At 40.6% G+C, this 18233-nt stretch carries 20 protein-coding genes; 7 read left to right on the top strand and 13 right to left on the bottom strand.

Translation table 11 applies throughout. From position 1 onward, the window contains the following. Positions 1-16: 16 nt before the first annotated feature. Positions 17-760 (bottom strand): 5-oxoprolinase subunit PxpA, encoded by a 744-nt coding sequence (locus tag L4C54_RS12500; protein ID WP_428808452.1) that lies wholly within the window; start codon positions 758-760, stop codon positions 17-19. A 231-nt stretch (positions 761-991) separates the two neighbouring features. Between L4C54_RS12500 and galE the strand changes: the two genes are divergently transcribed. Further along, positions 992-2008, top strand: coding sequence for a UDP-glucose 4-epimerase GalE (galE, locus tag L4C54_RS12495; RefSeq protein WP_428808451.1), 1017 nt, complete (start codon positions 992-994; stop codon positions 2006-2008). 111 nt (positions 2009-2119) lie between these two features. Here galE and L4C54_RS12490 read toward each other — a convergent pair whose 3' ends face one another. The 6 genes from L4C54_RS12490 to napF form a co-directional block, all read right to left on the bottom strand. Beyond that, positions 2120-2254 carry a TIGR02808 family protein gene (locus L4C54_RS12490; protein WP_428800443.1) on the bottom strand — a complete coding sequence of 45 codons (135 nt, stop codon included), beginning with the start codon at positions 2252-2254 and terminating at the stop codon, positions 2120-2122. Between the two features lie 14 nt (positions 2255-2268). Next, positions 2269-2844, bottom strand: coding sequence for a NapC/NirT family cytochrome c (locus L4C54_RS12485; protein ID WP_428800442.1), 576 nt, complete (start codon positions 2842-2844; stop codon positions 2269-2271). Positions 2845-2874: 30 nt separating this feature from the next. Further along, positions 2875-3330, bottom strand: a complete 456-nt coding sequence (locus tag L4C54_RS12480) for a nitrate reductase cytochrome c-type subunit (RefSeq protein ID WP_428800441.1) — start codon at positions 3328-3330, stop codon at positions 2875-2877. Positions 3331-3435: 105 nt separating this feature from the next. Then, positions 3436-5925, bottom strand: coding sequence for a periplasmic nitrate reductase subunit alpha (gene napA / locus L4C54_RS12475; protein WP_428800440.1), 2490 nt, complete (start codon positions 5923-5925; stop codon positions 3436-3438). Further along, positions 5922-6227 carry a chaperone NapD gene (locus L4C54_RS12470; protein WP_428800439.1) on the bottom strand — a complete coding sequence of 102 codons (306 nt, stop codon included), beginning with the start codon at positions 6225-6227 and terminating at the stop codon, positions 5922-5924. Before L4C54_RS12470 ends, napA begins: the two co-directional genes overlap by 4 nt. 2 nt (positions 6228-6229) lie before the next feature. Beyond that, a complete protein-coding gene (gene napF / locus L4C54_RS12465) occupies positions 6230-6724 on the bottom strand; it encodes a ferredoxin-type protein NapF (protein ID WP_428800438.1) in 495 nt (164 codons plus the stop codon). A gap of 244 nt (positions 6725-6968) precedes the next feature. Here napF and narQ point away from each other — a divergent pair, with 244 nt between their 5' ends. After that, entirely contained in the window at positions 6969-8669 is a 1701-nt protein-coding gene (narQ, locus tag L4C54_RS12460) for a nitrate/nitrite two-component system sensor histidine kinase NarQ (RefSeq protein ID WP_428808450.1), read from the top strand. Positions 8670-8680: 11 nt separating this feature from the next. Further along, on the top strand, positions 8681-9313 hold the full coding sequence (locus L4C54_RS12455) for a response regulator (protein ID WP_428800436.1): 633 nt from the start codon (positions 8681-8683) through the stop codon (positions 9311-9313). A 96-nt stretch (positions 9314-9409) separates the two neighbouring features. Here L4C54_RS12455 and dcuC read toward each other — a convergent pair whose 3' ends face one another. From dcuC to L4C54_RS12435, 4 genes are all read right to left on the bottom strand, one after another. Further along, the gene (gene dcuC / locus L4C54_RS12450; RefSeq protein WP_428808449.1) at positions 9410-10777 is read right to left on the bottom strand and encodes an anaerobic C4-dicarboxylate transporter DcuC; all 1368 of its coding nucleotides are present in this window, start codon (positions 10775-10777) and stop codon (positions 9410-9412) included. A 259-nt stretch (positions 10778-11036) separates the two neighbouring features. After that, the gene (locus L4C54_RS12445) at positions 11037-11828 is read right to left on the bottom strand and encodes an EAL domain-containing protein (protein WP_428808448.1); all 792 of its coding nucleotides are present in this window, start codon (positions 11826-11828) and stop codon (positions 11037-11039) included. 155 nt (positions 11829-11983) lie between these two features. Then, a complete protein-coding gene (locus L4C54_RS12440; protein ID WP_428808447.1) occupies positions 11984-12772 on the bottom strand; it encodes a lipase family protein in 789 nt (262 codons plus the stop codon). Between the two features lie 107 nt (positions 12773-12879). After that, positions 12880-13515, bottom strand: coding sequence for a hypothetical protein (locus L4C54_RS12435; RefSeq protein ID WP_428808446.1), 636 nt, complete (start codon positions 13513-13515; stop codon positions 12880-12882). Positions 13516-13690: 175 nt separating this feature from the next. Between L4C54_RS12435 and L4C54_RS12430 the strand changes: the two genes are divergently transcribed. From L4C54_RS12430 to L4C54_RS12420, 3 genes are all read left to right on the top strand, one after another. Further along, positions 13691-13939, top strand: coding sequence for a DUF2164 domain-containing protein (locus L4C54_RS12430; RefSeq protein ID WP_428808445.1), 249 nt, complete (start codon positions 13691-13693; stop codon positions 13937-13939). Positions 13940-14168: 229 nt separating this feature from the next. After that, positions 14169-14708 carry a cytochrome b gene (locus L4C54_RS12425; RefSeq protein WP_428800759.1) on the top strand — a complete coding sequence of 180 codons (540 nt, stop codon included), beginning with the start codon at positions 14169-14171 and terminating at the stop codon, positions 14706-14708. Further along, entirely contained in the window at positions 14705-15274 is a 570-nt protein-coding gene (locus L4C54_RS12420; protein WP_428808444.1) for a YceI family protein, read from the top strand. The genes L4C54_RS12425 and L4C54_RS12420 overlap by 4 nt, the downstream gene beginning before the upstream one ends. 107 nt (positions 15275-15381) lie before the next feature. On the opposite strand, the gene focA is transcribed toward L4C54_RS12420, so the two are convergent. Beyond that, the gene (gene focA, locus L4C54_RS12415) at positions 15382-16833 is read right to left on the bottom strand and encodes a formate transporter FocA (RefSeq protein ID WP_428808443.1); all 1452 of its coding nucleotides are present in this window, start codon (positions 16831-16833) and stop codon (positions 15382-15384) included. Positions 16834-17263: 430 nt separating this feature from the next. On the opposite strand from focA, the gene L4C54_RS12410 reads away from it, so the two are divergent. Further along, positions 17264-17743 (top strand): DUF1097 domain-containing protein, encoded by a 480-nt coding sequence (locus tag L4C54_RS12410; RefSeq protein WP_428808442.1) that lies wholly within the window; start codon positions 17264-17266, stop codon positions 17741-17743. 34 nt (positions 17744-17777) lie between these two features. Here L4C54_RS12410 and L4C54_RS12405 read toward each other — a convergent pair whose 3' ends face one another. Further along, the gene (locus L4C54_RS12405; protein ID WP_428808441.1) at positions 17778-18185 is read right to left on the bottom strand and encodes a hypothetical protein; all 408 of its coding nucleotides are present in this window, start codon (positions 18183-18185) and stop codon (positions 17778-17780) included. Between the last annotated feature and the right edge of the window lie 48 nt (positions 18186-18233).

Genomic DNA, 18233 nt, shown 5'->3' with positions numbered 1-18233 from the left:
AGTAAGCCAAAAGCGTTTAGTTTTCATTAATAAAGCGAGATATGGTTTGGATAAGCTGAATAGAATCTTCGTTATCACCGTGAACACAAATGGTGTCTGCTTCTATAGGAATCACAAATCCATCGAGCGTCGTTACTTTCTGATAATGCACTATTTGCTTTAATTGATTAAGAATATCTTCGTGGCGAGTATGAACTGCGCCTTGAGTATTTCTGGGTGCAAGTAAACCATTTGCGAGATAGGCTCTATCAATAAAGGCTTCAAACAGCAGAGGAACATCATAGCGGTCGGCAATTTCTAACTTTGATTGGTTTTGCTGTGTTGCTAATGTCATTAGTGGAATGTGGAAACAGGATACGGCGTCAACAACGGCCTCGAAGATTTGAACGTCTTTTTGCATATCATTGTATAGAGCACCGTGAGGCTTAACATAGTCAAGTTGTGCATTTTTACTTTCGCATAACGCTTTCATTGCACCTATCTGATAAATCAAGATATTAGAAAGCTGCTGAGGTTCAAATGCCATTGAACGACGGCCAAACCCTTGTAGATCAGGGTAGCTAGGATGTGCACCTATGGATACGTTGTATTTCAAAGCTAAATCAATAGTATCGCTGATGATATTGGGGTCAGAGGCGTGAAATCCACAAGCAATATTGGCCATATTGATATGGGGCATGACTGCTTCGTCAGATCCCATCGTCCAAGCTCCATAGCTTTCGCCCATATCGCAATTCAAGGTAATTGTTGTCTGTGTCATCGCTATACCTAGTGTTTGGCTGCTATTAAAAAGTCTCATTACACGTTATTTAATGATAGTAACCAAACCTATGATTAATAAAGGTGATAAAAGTAACAAGTAAGACTTCTTACACTAATGAAAAGTGGCTGAAGTTTCAAAGCGATAGGCATTTTTCTATGAGGTCTACACTTGTTTGTATATACTTAAACAAGTTTTCAAATACTAAGAATTAGCTAAAGGTTAGGTGACATGAACGTATTGGTAACAGGTGGCATGGGCTACATTGGTAGTCATACATGTATTCAAATGATTGAGTCGGGTATGACACCGATCATTTTCGATAATCTTTATAACAGCAAGAGCAGTGTTTTAGAGCGCATTGAGAAGGTATCTGGTTCTCGTCCTACTTTTGTTCAGGGTGATATTCGCGATAAAGCGCTGCTCGTTAAAATAATGAACGATCACGATATTGATAACGTTATTCATTTTGCCGGACTTAAGGCTGTTGGAGAATCGGTTGAGAAGCCACTTGAGTATTACGATAACAACGTCAATGGCACGTTGGTACTGGTTGATGCGATGCGCGAAGCCAACGTTAAAAGCTTAGTCTTTAGCTCTTCAGCGACTGTATATGGCGATCCTGCCTCAGTCCCTATCACTGAAGACTTTCCAACAAGTGCTACGAACCCTTATGGCCGCAGTAAGCTAATGGTAGAGGAGTGCTTAACGGATTTCCAAAATGCTAACCCTGATTGGAGTATCACCTTATTGCGTTACTTTAATCCAGTAGGATCACACCCAACTGGTGAGCTAGGTGAAGACCCGCAAGGTATTCCAAATAATCTGATGCCTTTTGTCTCTCAAGTAGCCGTTGGTCGACGTGAGTTTCTCTCTGTATTTGGTGACGATTACCCAACTAAAGATGGGACTGGAGTACGTGACTATATTCATGTGATGGATTTGTCTGATGGTCATGTTGCTGCTCTTAAAAAAGTCGGGACGAAACAAGGGCTGCATATATACAATCTGGGTACAGGAAATGGTTACAGTGTTCTCGATATGGTTAAAGCCTTTGAGTCCGCTTCCGGTAAGCCTGTTCCTTACCAAGTTGTTGAGCGTCGTGCTGGTGATATCGCAGAATGTTGGGCAGACCCAAGTAAGGCAATCAATGAGCTAGAATGGAAAGCTGAGCGTACGTTAGAACAAATGACGCAAGATACTTGGCGCTGGCAATCAACGAATCCACAAGGTTACCCAAGTAACTAGTCTCACTGCAAAGAATTGTATCTATTAGTGTTTCTTTTCTAGTTATTGCGAACACAAAAAAGCCACCAAACGGTGGCTTTTATTATTTAGCTAGTTAATCAATAGCGAAGGTTAAACTTCTTTGTCCTTTCCTAGCGAAAGTAACCAAAGACTAACCGCAGCGACACCTGCAAAACCTGCAAGTATAATAACTGGCATCGCGCTGTAGCCGAGAATATGCCAAAAAGCAGATTCTAGTGTACTCATATTCTGACTCCTTATTACCAGCCTTCAACACCATGCATGTCTGGCAGTTTGTGTGCAATACCTTTGTGGCAATCTACACAAGTCTTCTCACCTGATGCTAAAGCCGTTGAGTGCTGTTTAGCACTTCGAGAGCTTTGTTCCGAGAAGTCCATGAACTCAAACTCGTGACAATTTCGACACTCAAGTGAGTCGTTGTTTTTAAACCTCGACCATTCTCGTTCCGCTAAATAAGCTCGGCGGTCTTCGAATTTCTCTTGGGTACCAATAGTATCAAGCACGAAGTGAGCAAATAGCTCTTTTGATGCTTGTACCTTACGTACAATTTTGTCACTCCACTCATGAGGTACGTGACAATCCGAACAGATTGCACGAACACCAGAACGGTTTGAATAGTGAATCGTTTCTTGAATCTCTTTAACAATAGGTGCGTGACAACCAGAACAGAATTCTTCTGAGTTGGTTGCTTCCATACCCGTGTTAAATGCACCCCAGAACAGCAAGCCACCTGCGAAACCCATAAATAACACAACGCCAACCGCTGCTTTACTTGGGCTCGATAGTCGCTTCCAAAACGCTTTAAGTAATTTCATAAAATAGCCTCTCTTCCACTCAGGCTACGATTAGCGTAACGAGTCAACAGGTTTAAATTCATTCTCAACCAGTGGTTTAGCGGCTGCTTGAGGAACGTGACACTGAAGACAGAAGTATCGACGAGGCGACACATCTGCAAGTACTGCGTCTTCACGGTTGACATAGTGAGTCACACTGATCTTAGTTGCGCCCATCTCTTTTGCGTTTTTCCAACTGTGACACGCTAAACATTTGTTAGCATTTAGTGAAACTTCGTAGCTTCTGATTGAGTGGGGTACAAGAGGTGGTTGATAGACATATTCACTGTCTAATACTTGTTCTCTTGGGAATTTTTTAAAATCATCAGCTGGGCGTGTTACTTCTAGTTCACTTGCACCACGTAGTGATTCAACGCCACCGATACCGCCAGGGTTGTCACTTTCTGCTTGAGCTACACCAGTAAATAAAAGACCAACTGACAATAGAGCCGTAATCAGTTTTTTCATGTTCATTTCTCCGCCTAATGGCTAATCCTTTGATTGGCAGTTGTTGGCTTTTTTAAGTAAACAACTGCCATACGTTCTCATTCTTAGTAAGTGAAAATTTACCTATTAAGAAACCTTAGTGATCTTGATTGGACACTTCTTAAAGTCCGTCTGTTTTGATAGTGGATCAGTTGCGTCTAAGATCAGTTTGTTAATGAGGATTCGTGCATCAAAGAATGGTACGAATACCAAACCTTTTGGTGGACGGTTTCGGCCGCGTGTTTCAACACGAACACGTACTTCACCACGTTTGTTTTCCATAAGAACTTCATCACCACGACGTAAACCGCGAGCTTTTGCATCTTCTGGGTGGATGTAACACAGAGCATCAGGGACCGCTTTGTACAACTCAGGTACGCGTCGAGTCATTGTTCCTGTATGCCAATGCTCTAGTACTCGACCAGTACATAACCAAAGGTCAAATTCTGAATCAGGGTATTCAGGTGCAGGTTCGAAAGGCGCTGAAATGATCAGTGCTTTACCATCTGGTTTACCATAGAAATCCCAACCAGATCCTTTTTTAGCATATGGGTCAGAACCTTCTTTATAACGCCAAAGTGTTTCTTCACCATCAACAACAGGCCAACGTAAACCGCGAACATGATGATAAGTATCGTAAGGTGCTAAATCATGGCCATGACCGCGACCAAATTCTGCGTACTCCTCAAACAAGCCTTTTTGTACATAGAAACCTTGAGCATGAGCATCGTCATTTAGCTCACGAGATTCTTCAATAGGGTACTTGTCAACTTCGCCGTTTTTAAACAGCATGTCGTACATTGATTTACCACGATATTGTGGAGCTTGCGCTAGAAGTTCTTCACCCCAAACTTCTTCGATGCTGAAGCGTTTAGAGAACTCCATGATCTGCCAAAGGTCAGATTTTGCTTCTCCAACGGTACCTACTTGTTGATACCAAGCTTGGGTACGACGTTCAGCGTTACCGTAAGCCCCTTCTTTCTCAATCCACATTGCTGTAGGAAGGATAAGGTCTGAAGCTTGCGCTGTTGCAGTAGGGTACGGGTCAGAACAAACAATAAAGTTATCTGGGTTACGGTATCCTGGCAGACGTTCATTATTAATATTAGGACCAGCTTGAAGGTTGTTGTTACACATGATCCAGTAAGCGTTGATTTTTCCATCTTTTAGCAAGCGGTCTTGAGCAACGGCGTGAGCGCCAGGCTTTGGAGGAATGGTGCCTTCAGGTAGTTGCCAGATTTTCTCTGCAATCTTACGGTGCTTAGGATTCGCCACAACCATATCAGCAGGCAAACGGTGAGAGAAAGTACCAACTTCACGAGCGGTACCACAAGCAGACGGTTGCCCAGTTAGTGAAAACGGGCTGTTACCCGGAGTTGAAATCTTGCCTGTAAGCAGGTGAATGTTATAAACCAAGCTGTTCATCCAAACACCACGAGTATGTTGGTTCATACCCATCGTCCAAAGCGACATTACTTTAATATTTGGATCGGCGTATTGCTTAGCGAGCTCGATAAGTTTCTCAACCGAGACACCTGACATCTCAGACGCTTTCTCTGCCGTGTAAGGAGCTACAGACGCTTTATAGCCTTCAAAATCAAGCGGTTTCATTGCGCCGACGTTTGGATTCGCGGCTTTCATCTGTAGTGGGTCGTCGTCGCGAAGACCGTAACCGATATCAGTTGTCGCTTGCTTGAAGTTAGTGTGCTTATTAACAAAGTCCCAATTTACAGCATCGTTTTCGATGATGTAGTTGGCAATAAAGTTGGCAATTGCCAAGTCACTTTGTGGTTCAAAGATGTAACCTTGATCCGCAAGCTCGAAAGAACGGTGATAGTAAGTCGATAGTACGTTAACTTTAACGTGTGGGTGGCTTAGGCGGCGGTCGGTGATACGAGTCCAAAGTACCGGGTGCATTTCTGCCATGTTTGAACCCCAAAGAACGAAAGAATCAGCATGCTCGAAGTCATCGTAACAACCCATTGGTTCATCGATACCAAATGTACGCATGAATGCGCCTACAGCAGAGGCCATACAGTGACGGGCATTAGGGTCGATGTTATTAGAACGGAAACCCGCTTTCATCATTTTGGCTGCAGCGTAACCTTCCATTACTGTCCACTGGCCTGAACCGAACATACCGACACCAGTAGGTCCATGTTTTTTAAGGGCCTCTTTCCATTTTTCGGCCATAGTATCAAATGCTTGATCCCATGAAACTGGAGCGAAATCGCCGTTTTTATCGTACTTTCCATCTTTCATACGAAGTAGCGGTTGCTCAAGACGATCTTTTCCGTACATGATTTTTGAAAGGAAGTAACCCTTGATACAGTTTAAGCCTTTGTTTACCGGTGATTCTGGGTCACCTTGTGTGGCTACAACTTTACCATTTTGAGTACCAACAAGTACGGAACAGCCTGTACCGCAGAAACGACAAGGCGCCTTATCCCATGTGATTTTTGTTTGATCGGAGCTAGCAATCAGATTCGTTGCTGTTGCTGGCAATGTTACGCCTGCAACTGCAGCTGCTGATGCTGCAGCGTTTGCTTTCACAAACGCTCGTCTTGTCATTTTCATACTTCACCCTCAGTGTGGGAATGGTTAGTTCCAGTGTCTATATCCGTATCGTCTAAGTTTGATTCAATCTGGTGGTACACCAATGCAGTACTTAGAACGTTTGGTAAATTGTTAATAGCGTCGATGGTATCTGTTACAAATCCCTGGTTTTCAGTTTCCAAAACCACAATGACTTTTCCTTCTGGGCTATCTCCATATATCTCAGCATTATCGAATGTTTCGATTTGAGCTTTAATCGTATCTAGATGCTCAGGGGCAACATGCACCACTAAACTAGAAATGTGCACTTCATTTAGTGCCATAGTTATATCTCGTTATTATTGACATTACTTACTTTGATGGATGACGTCGGGCAAACTGAAACGCAGGCACCACATCCATTACACTCATCAAGGTCCAAATTGGGTTGTGCGACTTTCCCTATTTCTGGTTTAAACTTAATCACCATAGCGTCGCACACATCACTACAGCTTCGACATTCAATGTTTTTGTACGCTAAGCATTGATCTTCAATAGTTATTTCAGCATACCAAGGTGAATCATGCTGCGACTTAAATAGAGATTCAGGGCATGAATCTGCACATTTGTAACAAAATGTGCACTCGTCGATAGAGAAATCAATCGTAGGAAAACCACCTTCACCCTTAACGATGATTTTATTTTCACAACTCTCAATGCATTTTCCGCATCGTGTACAGTCGTAAACAAATTCGTCAGGGCTTTTAAGCCAAGGGAGGCGGACTGATTTATCATCCACTTTAGTCCTTGAAAATAGTCTTCTTCTAGAAAGGTTTACCACTGCTCCGCCTTAAATTGATAAATACCTCTTAAGGGTAGTCTATATTTCTTGTTAATAAACAGTATTTATCTGTACATAAATTGTAGTTTTTGACATATTTGAATAAATACCCAGAAGGGGTTAATTGGGTACTTTTTATGTTTTAGATCAATAAATTCCATGGTGAGTGATCACATATTTATAGAAGACGAAAAGAAATTATTGTTTATGAGAAAAATTATAAAAATATCTCAAGGAGAAATCTTTGCTCAAAAGGGTTAAGCACTCGGTAACGAGTACAATTGCGAAAGCTATGTTGTTGATTGTATTGCTGTCATTAGTTACGACGAGTTTGGCTATTATTACGCTAGCATCAAGCATAAACGACGCAGAGGCTGTTAACGTGGCAGGCTCGATGAGAATGCAAAGTTATCGATTGGCTTATGATATTGAAACTGAATCGGGAAATTACTCTTCTCATATCTATCAATTTGAGCGTTCAATTTATTCATCATCTATGAAGCAGCTTCAGGGCTTTATCGTTCCTGATGACATTACACAAGATTACTATCGTTTGATTTCACGATGGCATCAGCTCAAGAAAATATTACAGAGTGACGAGAAAGAAGAATATTCAGTTGTCGTTGCAAAATTTGTTTCACAAATAGACGATTTTGTTTTCAAACTGCAGATGTTCTCTGAAAAAAAACTAATGGTGTTGGCTTGGGTCGGTGGGATTGGTTTAGGCGCCATTCTGATTGTCAGTGTTTTTGTCGTTCGATATATTCGAAAAGAAATTGTAGGCCCGCTCAAATCGTTGGTCACGGCCAGTGAACAAATAAAAGATAGAACATTTGATGTATGGCTTGATACCTCAAGTAAAAGTGAAATGGGTATTCTGACTCGAGCGTTTAATCAGATGGCTGCAGATTTGGGGAGTATGTACTCTGGTTTGGAAAAAGCCGTGAACGAGAAAACGCACAAATTACAGCATGCGAATCAGTCCTTGGGCGTTTTGTATAAATCTTCTCAGGAGCTGACTGCCTCACGCATTACCCAAGACAATTTCCAAGCGATACTGGATCAAATCGCCAATGTAGAAGGTATTAAAAGCGCCAAAATAGAGATCAGTGAAGTAGGGGAAAAAAATACTGTACTTGTCGCGGGAGAAATTTGTGATGATTACAACAAAAGGAAGCCGTTTGAGCTTGATGGCGTTCATTTAGGTTTTCTCTACTGGCAAAGTGGGTTACCTTGCCCAGATCAGGCGTTGATAGATAATTTTGTGCAGATTTTATCAAGAGCTATTTATTATAATCAGGCCCAAAGACAAGCAGAACAACTGCTTCTTATGGAAGAGAGAGCGACGATAGCAAGAGAGTTACATGACTCATTGGCTCAATCGCTTTCATACCTGAAAATCCAAGTATCTTTGTTAAAAAAAGTGTTAGCTAAGCAAGAGCCTAATGGACATACGGAACAAGCTAACCAAGTAATTGGTGAAATTCACAGTGGAATTTCATCTGCGTATACGCAACTGAGAGAGCTATTAACAACATTTCGTTTGACGATAAAAGAAGGTAGCTTCGGTCAAGCATTACATGAAATGTTGTCACAGTTAGAGCAGAGAACGGAAGCTGATATTCAATTGAATAACGAACTGTCGTCAATTGAATTGGATGCACACCAGCAAGTGCATTTGTTGCAACTTATACGTGAAGCAACGATTAACGCAATTAAACACGCAAATGCTTCGAAAATAGAAGTAAATTGCGTAGAAAAAGACAATATGGTGACTGTATCAATAGTCGATGATGGTGTCGGCTTTGAAAAAAACGGAGAGAAACTAAATCACTATGGAACGACAATAATGCATGAACGTGCTTCTCGTCTAAAAGGTGATTTACAAATAAACTCTTCGAAACACAACGGGTGTTCAGTCATTCTTAAATATCAACGAGCTTAAGGACGTAGATTTTGACAAATTGTAAAGTAATGTTGGTGGACGATCACCCGTTAATGAGACGTGGTATTAGCCAGCTTTTGGCTTTTGAGGATGAATTTGACGTTGTTGCCGAAGCGAGCAACGGTGCCGATGCAATAGCCAAAGCCCATGAGATTGAGCCGGACTTAATACTGCTCGATTTAAACATGAAAGGAATGTCAGGGTTAGATACGTTAAAAGCACTACGAGCGGATGGCGCTACAGCCGCTATCGTCATTTTGACAGTCTCTGATAACGGTGGAGACATTGAAGCTATTATCAAAGCGGGTGCCGATGGCTATCTGTTAAAGGATACAGAACCTGATGATTTGGTTGCTCTATTGAAGCAGGCTACTGCAGGTGATAAAGCGTACAGTGAAGAAGTGGTTAAATACCTAGCACACCGAGGAAGTGAGGAAGATATCTTCTCTCAATTAACGACTCGTGAAAGGCAGATACTTCAGGAAGTAGCAAAGGGGTTTAGAAATAAACAGATTGCAGATCGCCTGTTTATCTCTGAATCGACTGTTAAAGTACACATGAAAAGCTTGTTGAAAAAGCTTCAAGTACCTTCGCGCACTGCCGCAACCGTATTATATTTAGAGCGATTTGGTGATTCAAAGTAAGCGTCATTAATTTGAAACTAAAGCGTTAAATATAAATAAGGCTCCCAATGGGAGCCTTATTTGTTTTTCTTGATAACTAATTGTATCAAAAGGTTTTTATGCCATCATTGGAACTAAAATAACAGTACCGATAATTACGGTGATGAGACCAAACAGAACAGGCACCGATGTTCGTTTCACCACTTCAAATGGACTAATATTACCCATACCAGAGGTAGCAACAATAACACCGGAAACCGGAGAAATTGTACGGCCTAAGTTGGAGGCTTGAAGCATTGGAATAATCAAGAAAGCCGGGTTTAAGCCCATCTTTGCAGCAAGTGAAGGAGCGAGCTCTACGAAAGCGTAAAATGGCGCATTTCCTGAACCTGTCGCAATTGCTGCTGCTACTGTTAAACCCGTAAGAATAAACATAAGTGCGATACCACCAGCCCCTGCTGCTTCAGCTAAATGAAGCAGGTTATCAATAGCACCAATTGACATTAGACCTTGTGCAAAAACGCCAGCAGCGACTAACAACATGACAACACCTTTGAATGCATCTGCCATGCCTTGGTAACAAGACTCAAGATCTTCTAGAGTCTTCTGCCCATTGAATCTTTTAGTGATGAAATCTGTCATCGCACCGACAAATATTGAAAGAACAACGATGGTGTAGATGTCTAGGTAAAGACCAGGAATTGTTTCACCATTAAATAGGAAGACCCCAATTATCGGCAAAAATGGCAATATTGCGTAATACGCAGGGGCATTAACTTCGATCTCGGAAATGTCGATACGCTCCATTGGCGTACTTTCTTTCTTATCTAGGTATTTATTCCAAAAATACGCAGCGCCAGCCATGACGATTATGGCACAAATAGACACTGGCAAAACGGTTTCAACTGCAAAAACATGCAGAGGTAAGCCGGATTTTTCCGCTGCAATAACAACGTCGCCCGAAGTAGGGGAAAGAATAATAGCGGCTGGTGATGCACAAACAGCAACAGCAGCGGGGCGAGAAATACCCATCGCGGTCATCATCGGGAATAACGTCGCCATTAAGAGAACACCTAGACCAGTTGCAGAGCTTACCGCAAGCGACATTAAGCAAGCAACAATATAAGCAGCGACCAATAAAACGTATGGGGACTTTATGACAGATAGAGGCTTTGAAAATTGTTTAACAACGACGTTATTTGCACCAATATGAGTCATATAAGAAGCAAACCCGCAAAGCAACATGATCTGCATCCCTAAGCCGCCGCCACGATATTGCAGCATATATTTTACATACTCTAATGAGTCTGTGAACATATTACCGGTTGAAGCAATAGAGTCAGGTAACACAGTATGACCGATAATACCTGTCGTAATAAGTAGTAATAATCCGGCGGTTAATAAAACTCCAGCTGGTTTGTAGCCTTTAACAATAAAGTAACCGACAGCAACTGTTATTGCTATGCCGATGAATAACTCCAACATAAATCCCTCTCTAAACTATTGTAATAACTTCATGGATATTTCAATTTGTAACCATGAATGTACAAAAGTTTCTCATGTAGCACGAGTAAAACATCAGCTCTACATGATCTAAAGCAATAAGGAGTTAATGGAGTAACGTAAATGAATGTAGCTTGTAAATGCATTGTGTTATTGGTGTGTTGTGCTTGTGGCTGTTTTGCTATGGTTGATTATTAATTAACATTAATTGGAGAGTAGGCATTATAAATATGCTGAATAATTAAACTGCATTTTTGACTCTAGAGAGAATAGGTTGTGGTGTAGCAAGAAAAAAACCTTGAAACATATCAAGATCGAGCTTGATCATTGCATCTAAATGTTCTTGAGTTTCTATACCTTCTACGATGATTTTTGCTCCTATAGAGCGAGCGACGTTAATCCCCTCCATAAACCGAGAAGAGTGGCCTCGCATATGCTCAAGGAGTAGATCGCGGTCGAGTTTAACAATGTCGGGCTGTAAAGACTTCACCCTTTCAATGGTGGATGCACAAGCACCAAAGTCATCGATAGCTATTTGATAACCAGCATGAGAGAGTTTTTTTATAGCCTCTAAGAAGAGAAATTCATTGTTAGCATTGAGCTCAACAATTTCCATCACTATCTGCGAGCGATCTATTCTTAGCTCATTGAGTCGGTTCGATAATAAACACGTCTCGACGTCATTTAATGCAAAATATTCACTCACACTGGGTAGTATGTTTAGAAATAGAGTCAAATGATTGTATTGGGAAATAGAAAAGTTTCGTATATGAATGACACGACTTAATTTGTCTAAGTTGATTTTATCTTTAATGGAGATATTAGTAGAGCTAAAAAACAGATCCGGGCGGATTGCTTGACCTTCAGATGTCGTGATTCGTACGAGTGCTTCTACACCTATTAATACTTGGTCATTAGTAAATATTGGTTGAAAAACACTTCGCAGATGCCAGTTTGAATATTGAGCAATATACTCACCATTCACATCGGTAGAAATCAAAGGTTGAAATTGTGATTTTGTAGTTAAAATCATAATGCCTGTATAATTAATGAACAAATCATTGGTTATAAAGAACCTGTATAATAATTGCTCAGCTGAAGAGTTAAACCAATTTTGTAAGTAAATGAGATCATGACTCAAATTCTATAATTTAATATATAAAAATTCAGACTGAATTCAAATTTTTATCAGCGCTTGTCAAAATAATCTTTTTTACGAATGTATTTACTCATTAGATGATAGGTAAAAGGTCTCAGTATCCAAGATGCTACAGAGCGTAAAAGCCTCATTGCTGTTGGTGTGTTCTCATATATCCGCCCGTTGTATAGCCACAGTAGCTTACCAACATGGCGATATAACAATGGAATCGGTGGTAAAAAAGTGACGATATCAAGATCACAGCAAATACGGTAAGTTTTGTGTTTTAGTGAATAATTATGCCAGAACCTTGTCCCACCAATCGCTGGCTGACCAAAAGTGACGACTCTTTTAACGGCTTTTGGGTGACGTTGCTCAATAGCATCACCGATAACACAACCAATTGCCCCTCCAGATGAATGTCCGGTCAATGTAATTCGCTTACCCTGCTGGATAAGGGGAGTGATAATATTAAACAGTCGGTCAAAAACGGAGAGGCCAAGTTGGTCTTTATTGTATTTCGGAACACTATCTTGGAATAACAGATAATGAAACCCGGAATGAATGGAATAGTTTAACCCAAAACAGCGACAGCTTTTAAGCCATAACTGGGCAGTAAGTAGCCAATCCCATACGTTATGCGAACCTTTAATAACTATGATGACTTCTTCATCATTTTTATTCCAAAGAACACGAATGAATGTTTGGCCAAAACGATTGTTTATGATCTGTTGGCCTTGAGCTGAAAAGCCATAGTTACTTTGTTTGAAGACCCTGTGATAACTTAGGTTACAAAGAACAGCATAGCGTTCATATTGATATCTTTTAAGCTTTTTCACTATTACTAAGAAAACTACTAATGGCGGGCGTTCTGTATAGTGTAGAGAGGTTTTATGAAAGATTAATGATGAGCGTTTGACATCCAGATGACGATAAATCTACTTTACTAGTTCCATTGAATGATGGCATACAGCTGAATATATTTTCGAACGAGCTGCTTATTTTTGGAGTGCTTTAATGGGTGTGAAAACTTAATATAATAGGGGCTAAGCTTATACTGACTTTCAAGCAGATGGGTCAGTTGGGAATCACTTTCATACAAGCTGATCCCTTGGGCACTATACTGATCAATTTCATCGGGCAGTCGTCCCGTCCACCAATGTAATAACTCACGGCTCTGTTTGCTTCGGCTAATCCAATGATCAGACAGCAATAATAAGAGGTCGTTAGGCTGGATCGCAAATCCATACTCTTGTTGCCACTCCCCAATATCTTTCATTAGCTTTTGGCGACAGGTTTTACCTGCGCTAACCATATGATGGGTGAGAATCCAAACAGTACCTGCATCCGAGCTAACACGATAGTGATGTGGTGCGTCGGTATTTCGTATTGATTCTAGGGCGCTATAGTCGCAGTGATGACCAAACTCATTTAAAGTGCGTGAAAGCCTGCGAGAGAAAGCCAGCCCGAGGTGATGTTGACTCATACCTTGGTTGTGAATCGTCGGGTAGTGCTTTTCGCATAGCTTTAAGCAATCAACCTGAAATTCGTTAACACTTTGAATCAATACATCTAACAGCAACGGATATACCCCAAATATAGAATGACAACCTCAATCATTTGTTTCTAAAGGTTACCATAGCTATGCTTCTGTGCGGTGCAGAATGTGTAACTTCATGATCGTTACCACTTTTATTAGCAAGAAAATAAGAAATACTTGATTGTATGAATATAGATTAGCCAAAAGGATGACTGTTATGACGGAGATAGAGTTTACCAACCAACAAAAACAAGCAATGAGTGAAAATCTTCAAAAGTATCTTGAGAGCGAATTTGATGTTGAACTGGGGCAGTTTGACGCTGAATTTCTGTTTGATCATATATGCAAACATTTCGGTCCTGCGTTCTACAATAAGGGGCTGCAAGACGCACAAACCATTCTAGAGAAAAAAGTGATGGATATTACTGATGAAATCTACCAAATAGAAAAAATCTCTGACTTCTAAGGTGGGGAGTTATGCCCTTAATTTCTTGATGTAATGACTTTGTTTGTTAGGTTCGGGAATTTAAGCGATTTGGCTTTACGAGAAAAGTTCTTCGAAAAAACTGAATGACTCCATCGGGTTTTAATGCTTTTACGACTGTAAAGCTTGGTAAATAATGTATACATCAAATAAATCGACCGTATTCTTAACTGAGTTAGATTCTCATTCTCGAAAATAAATGGATTACATGATGAGTAGTAATGTACAAACCTATAATTTGCCAGCCCGCGTTACCCATTGGGTATCCGCTATCGTCATATTTGGCTTATTTGCTGTTGGTTATTGGATGGTTGATCTAAGCTACTACAGCGAATGGTATCGTGTCGCGCCACATTGGCATAAATCAATCGGCATATTGTTATTTTTTGTCACGTTATTTCGCATAGTCTGGAAAACGATGACAACTTCTCCTTCAATAGAGGGGCATAAGGTAGAGGTTGTAGCAGCTAAGCTCGCGCATGCTGCAATCTATTGTTTGCTGTTTACAATATTTATTACTGGCTACCTTATTTCAACTGAAGACGGTCGTGGTATCGATGTGTTCGGCTTCTTTACAGTACCAGGAATGGGATCATTTTTTGAAGGGCAAGCTGATCTAGCTGGCCTAATACACCGCATTGCGGCGTGGGCACTCATTATTATGAGCCTTGTTCATGCCCTTGCAGCTTTTAAGCATCACCTAATAACTAAAGATAATACGCTCAACAAGATGATAGGAAGAATCAAATGAAAAAAGCACTAATGGCAACTGGATTAGCAATGGCTATGTTCTCATCAATGGGAGCAAACGCTGCGGACTACGTGATCGATACAAAAGGTGCGCATGCCTCTATTAACTTTAAAGTAAGCCACCTTGGTTACAGCTTTATCAAAGGTCGTTTTAATCAATTTGATGGTGAGTTTTCTTATGACGCCACTGATGTAGCGAGCTCAAAGATTAAAGTTAACGTTGATACACGTAGTCTAGATTCTAATCATGCTGAACGTGATAAACATTTACGCAGCGATGATTTCATCAATGCTTCAAAATTCAATACAGCAACCTTTACTAGTAATAAAGTGATTGATAACGGTGAAGGGCAATTTGATATTGTCGGTGACTTATCTTTGCACGGTGTAACTAAGCCCGTTACGATTAATGCAGAATTAATTGGCGAAGGCACTGACCCATGGGGTGGGCAGCGTGTTGGTTTTGTAGGCACCACACGTTTAGAGTTAGCAGATTTTGCAATTAAAGTGATGGGTGATTCAAGCTATGTTGATATGGAGCTCCATATCGAAGGCATTAAAAAATAGACACTCTTTAGTTTAAATAAGATCCAAGTTAAACAGTGTCTTAATTTAAAACGAAAGCCCACAGCGTCAATTATCCGTGGGCTTTTTATCGTCACAATTAAACCAAACTATGCATGATTTTTCGCAGTATCATTTACGACCGTTAATCGTTCACCATAAATAGGTCGCATTGCCAGTAATACTTCTTTTCTGCTAATCATTCCGACAAATATTCCATCTTCTAACACAGGAAGTGAATGTGGCTTGTTAACTTTAACTGATCTAGCCCTATCTTCTAATGAGAAGGTAGTTAAATGAGTTGCAATACCGGTGTTACTCGTTGGGTAAAGTTGTTCTTTATCAATACATAAAAACTCAGCAACATCGGTTAAATGTTCACTGGCTTGTACTGCAATAACATCACGTGACATCAGGTCAACAACTTTCTGTTTTGTATCTGGCGAGTAGCTTTGGCACCAAAGATCCACCATCACATCATGCACCGAGAAATAACCAACTAGGCGACCTTCAATATCACAAACAGGTGCTCCAACGAGTTTATTGTCTAGTAATATATCGATAGCGACGGAAGTCGGCATTTCGGCATTTAGAGTTGTTGGCTTAGCATTCATTATTTGTTTAACAAAAATATGCTTATGGCCTGTGCTCGCTTTAATTGGCATTATTCTAGTTGTAGATTGGATAGTCGCTAGTTTAGCTGCTTTCAGTTGAGGTCGTCGATATATACTCCAATTGGCCAGCCCAACAAGAACAGCGCCCCCAACAATATTTCCTAACGTAACTGGAAGCAAGTTAGCAGTGAGGAACTGATAAATATTCAGATCAGCATATTGGTTAGGTGTAGAACCAATCTGTAACCAAAAGCTATCTGGTGCGAAGTTCTGTAAAACGATACCTAAAGGAACCATAAACATATTGGCAACGCAGTGTTCAAAACCTGTCGAAACAAACATAGCGACAGGTAATACAGTCAACATGGCTTTAGTCATCGCATTTGTTGTACAAAAAGTTAACCATATGGCAAGACAGACAAGTAGATTACAAAGAATGCCAAGAGAGAAAGCTTGGACAGGAGTATGATGCAACTTGTGCTGTGCAATATTAAGTGCGTTTAGGCCCCATTGCCCATCGTTGAGTTGGTAAAGCCCCGCAGCAGTGACTAAAAGCAGTATTAACATCGCGCCTAAAAAGTTACCTAGATAAACCTTCCCCCATATGGATAACATTTTCCCAAACGTTATCTGTCTATTCGCCCATGAAATACTTGAAAGTACTGAACTAGTAAATAGCTCTCCTCCGCAGAGTACAATCAATATTAAGCCCATGCTGAAAGCAAGACCGCCCGCAAGACGGCTAAGTCCCCAACCGGCAACCGCGCTGCCTGTTGTCACTGTTATATAGAAGATAAAAGCCAAACCTATGAAAGCGCCAGCCATAACAGAAAGACCTAAAATCATTCCACTGGTTTTTTGAGCCTTACTGAGTGCGAACTTCTCAGCTTCAGCCATCATTTCATTTGGTGAAAACATTTCACTATTGTTGGGTTGGGTTACTGCCATAACAGATCCTTTGTCTTGGTTGCATTGTAAAGTCTTTCGATTTGGCACAATCGAAAGATTTGAATAGCTATTTAATTTTAGTATAAGTCTAGCTAATGATGAATTAGGTTATCATAAAATAATTTGATAGTGAAAGTTAAGATTGGAATCATAATTCTATACATTCATCTTCGAAATGTAGGTAGTGAGAATGTATTTACTGGATTGAGAATTCTGTTGATTAGATTCACGAACAGGACAAACATTCTCTAATTTAAATAACGGTTTTTGTTGGTTAAACGTTTGCTGAAGGATATTTATTATTTTGTTGCATGATGCTTGCTTAAAGATGGGGTGTTCATCACTTAATGGGGTTGGTTTTTAAATTAGTATTTTTTCTTGATAATTGTTTGATGCCTTGGTTCAAAAACTCGAGGTGGGAGAAGAGTACATGAGTGCCTTAGTCGCGATTTCGTTAACAACTGGAATTCTATCTGGGTTGTGGGGATGGATAGCCATTTCATTAGGTTTATTGTCTTGGGCAGGGTTTTTAGGCTGCACGAGTTATTTTGCTTCACCTACTAGTGGATTAAAAGGGCTAGGTCAAAGCTTGATTACCAATATGACCGGTGTTTTTTGGGCTTTGGTGATCATACATACCTCTTCGCTATTGAGTCTAGAAATTGTAGGTTACATAGTAACAGCGGTCGTCGCGTTTTTTATGTGTATTCAAGCAAAACAGCAGTGGTTGGCATATATCCCTGGGACGTTTATTGGCTCTTGTGCAACGTTTGCAGCGGAAGGACAGTGGCAATTGGTCGTTCCATCATTAATTCTTGGTGGTGTTTTTGGTTACTTAATGAAAGCAAGCGGCCTATGGTTACACCAAAAATTGAACCACGGATCGTTAGTTACTAAAGCAACAACGTAGAAGTTTAGTGAGTGAGAAAACTTATCCCACTCTTTTAACGTTCGTTAATAAAGACTTCTATACATATATTGAAGATTAGACAATCTTCCCATAACGCAGGACTTCCCCGGCGTATTGGGCCGATAGATACAAATCGAAGTCTTTTTCGAGCATCAGGCAAACAAAATATGCGATCCCAGCGTCCCGAGTTGTCTTTATACACGACAATGTTAGGGACTTGAGGGCACAAAGTAATCACATCTTTTAGCACTCGTTCTGCTGAATTAGTTATCGATCTCCCACCATTCTGTTTAGACTCATCCCAGAGCATCAGAGCAATGACTTCTAGGTTTTTGTCTTCTCTTAAGCGGAAGCTATAAGCGGTTTTGGTATTGTCATATTCATTAATAATTACGCGCTGTCCTTTAGCCAACAGCGTCGCGTCGGTATCTTGGTTATACATATAAGCCTCATCATTTGACGTCGTGCTGATTATATCTACATCCAAAAT

The sequence above is a fragment of the Vibrio lamellibrachiae genome (genome assembly GCF_050337265.1).
Lineage (GTDB): Bacteria > Pseudomonadota > Gammaproteobacteria > Enterobacterales > Vibrionaceae > Vibrio > Vibrio kyushuensis.
This window is presented reverse-complemented; position numbering and strand designations above follow the sequence as displayed.

What these genes read in the sequence shown, in the direction of transcription:
- L4C54_RS12500 (WP_428808452.1), bottom strand. Translation starts at nt 760, where the DNA reads ATGACACAGACAACAATTACCTTGAATTGCGATATGGGCGAAAGCTAT.
- galE (WP_428808451.1), top strand. Translation starts at nt 992, where the DNA reads ATGAACGTATTGGTAACAGGTGGCATGGGCTACATTGGTAGTCATACA.
- L4C54_RS12490 (WP_428800443.1), bottom strand. Translation starts at nt 2,254, where the DNA reads ATGAGTACACTAGAATCTGCTTTTTGGCATATTCTCGGCTACAGCGCG.
- L4C54_RS12485 (WP_428800442.1), bottom strand. Translation starts at nt 2,844, where the DNA reads ATGAAATTACTTAAAGCGTTTTGGAAGCGACTATCGAGCCCAAGTAAA.
- L4C54_RS12480 (WP_428800441.1), bottom strand. Translation starts at nt 3,330, where the DNA reads ATGAAAAAACTGATTACGGCTCTATTGTCAGTTGGTCTTTTATTTACT.
- napA (WP_428800440.1), bottom strand. Translation starts at nt 5,925, where the DNA reads ATGAAAATGACAAGACGAGCGTTTGTGAAAGCAAACGCTGCAGCATCA.
- L4C54_RS12470 (WP_428800439.1), bottom strand. Translation starts at nt 6,227, where the DNA reads ATGGCACTAAATGAAGTGCACATTTCTAGTTTAGTGGTGCATGTTGCC.
- dcuC (WP_428808449.1), bottom strand. Translation starts at nt 10,777, where the DNA reads ATGTTGGAGTTATTCATCGGCATAGCAATAACAGTTGCTGTCGGTTAC.
- L4C54_RS12445 (WP_428808448.1), bottom strand. Translation starts at nt 11,828, where the DNA reads ATGATTTTAACTACAAAATCACAATTTCAACCTTTGATTTCTACCGAT.
- L4C54_RS12430 (WP_428808445.1), top strand. Translation starts at nt 13,691, where the DNA reads ATGACGGAGATAGAGTTTACCAACCAACAAAAACAAGCAATGAGTGAA.
- L4C54_RS12425 (WP_428800759.1), top strand. Translation starts at nt 14,169, where the DNA reads ATGAGTAGTAATGTACAAACCTATAATTTGCCAGCCCGCGTTACCCAT.
- L4C54_RS12420 (WP_428808444.1), top strand. Translation starts at nt 14,705, where the DNA reads ATGAAAAAAGCACTAATGGCAACTGGATTAGCAATGGCTATGTTCTCA.
- focA (WP_428808443.1), bottom strand. Translation starts at nt 16,833, where the DNA reads ATGGCAGTAACCCAACCCAACAATAGTGAAATGTTTTCACCAAATGAA.
- L4C54_RS12410 (WP_428808442.1), top strand. Translation starts at nt 17,264, where the DNA reads ATGAGTGCCTTAGTCGCGATTTCGTTAACAACTGGAATTCTATCTGGG.
- L4C54_RS12405 (WP_428808441.1), bottom strand. Translation starts at nt 18,185, where the DNA reads ATGTATAACCAAGATACCGACGCGACGCTGTTGGCTAAAGGACAGCGC.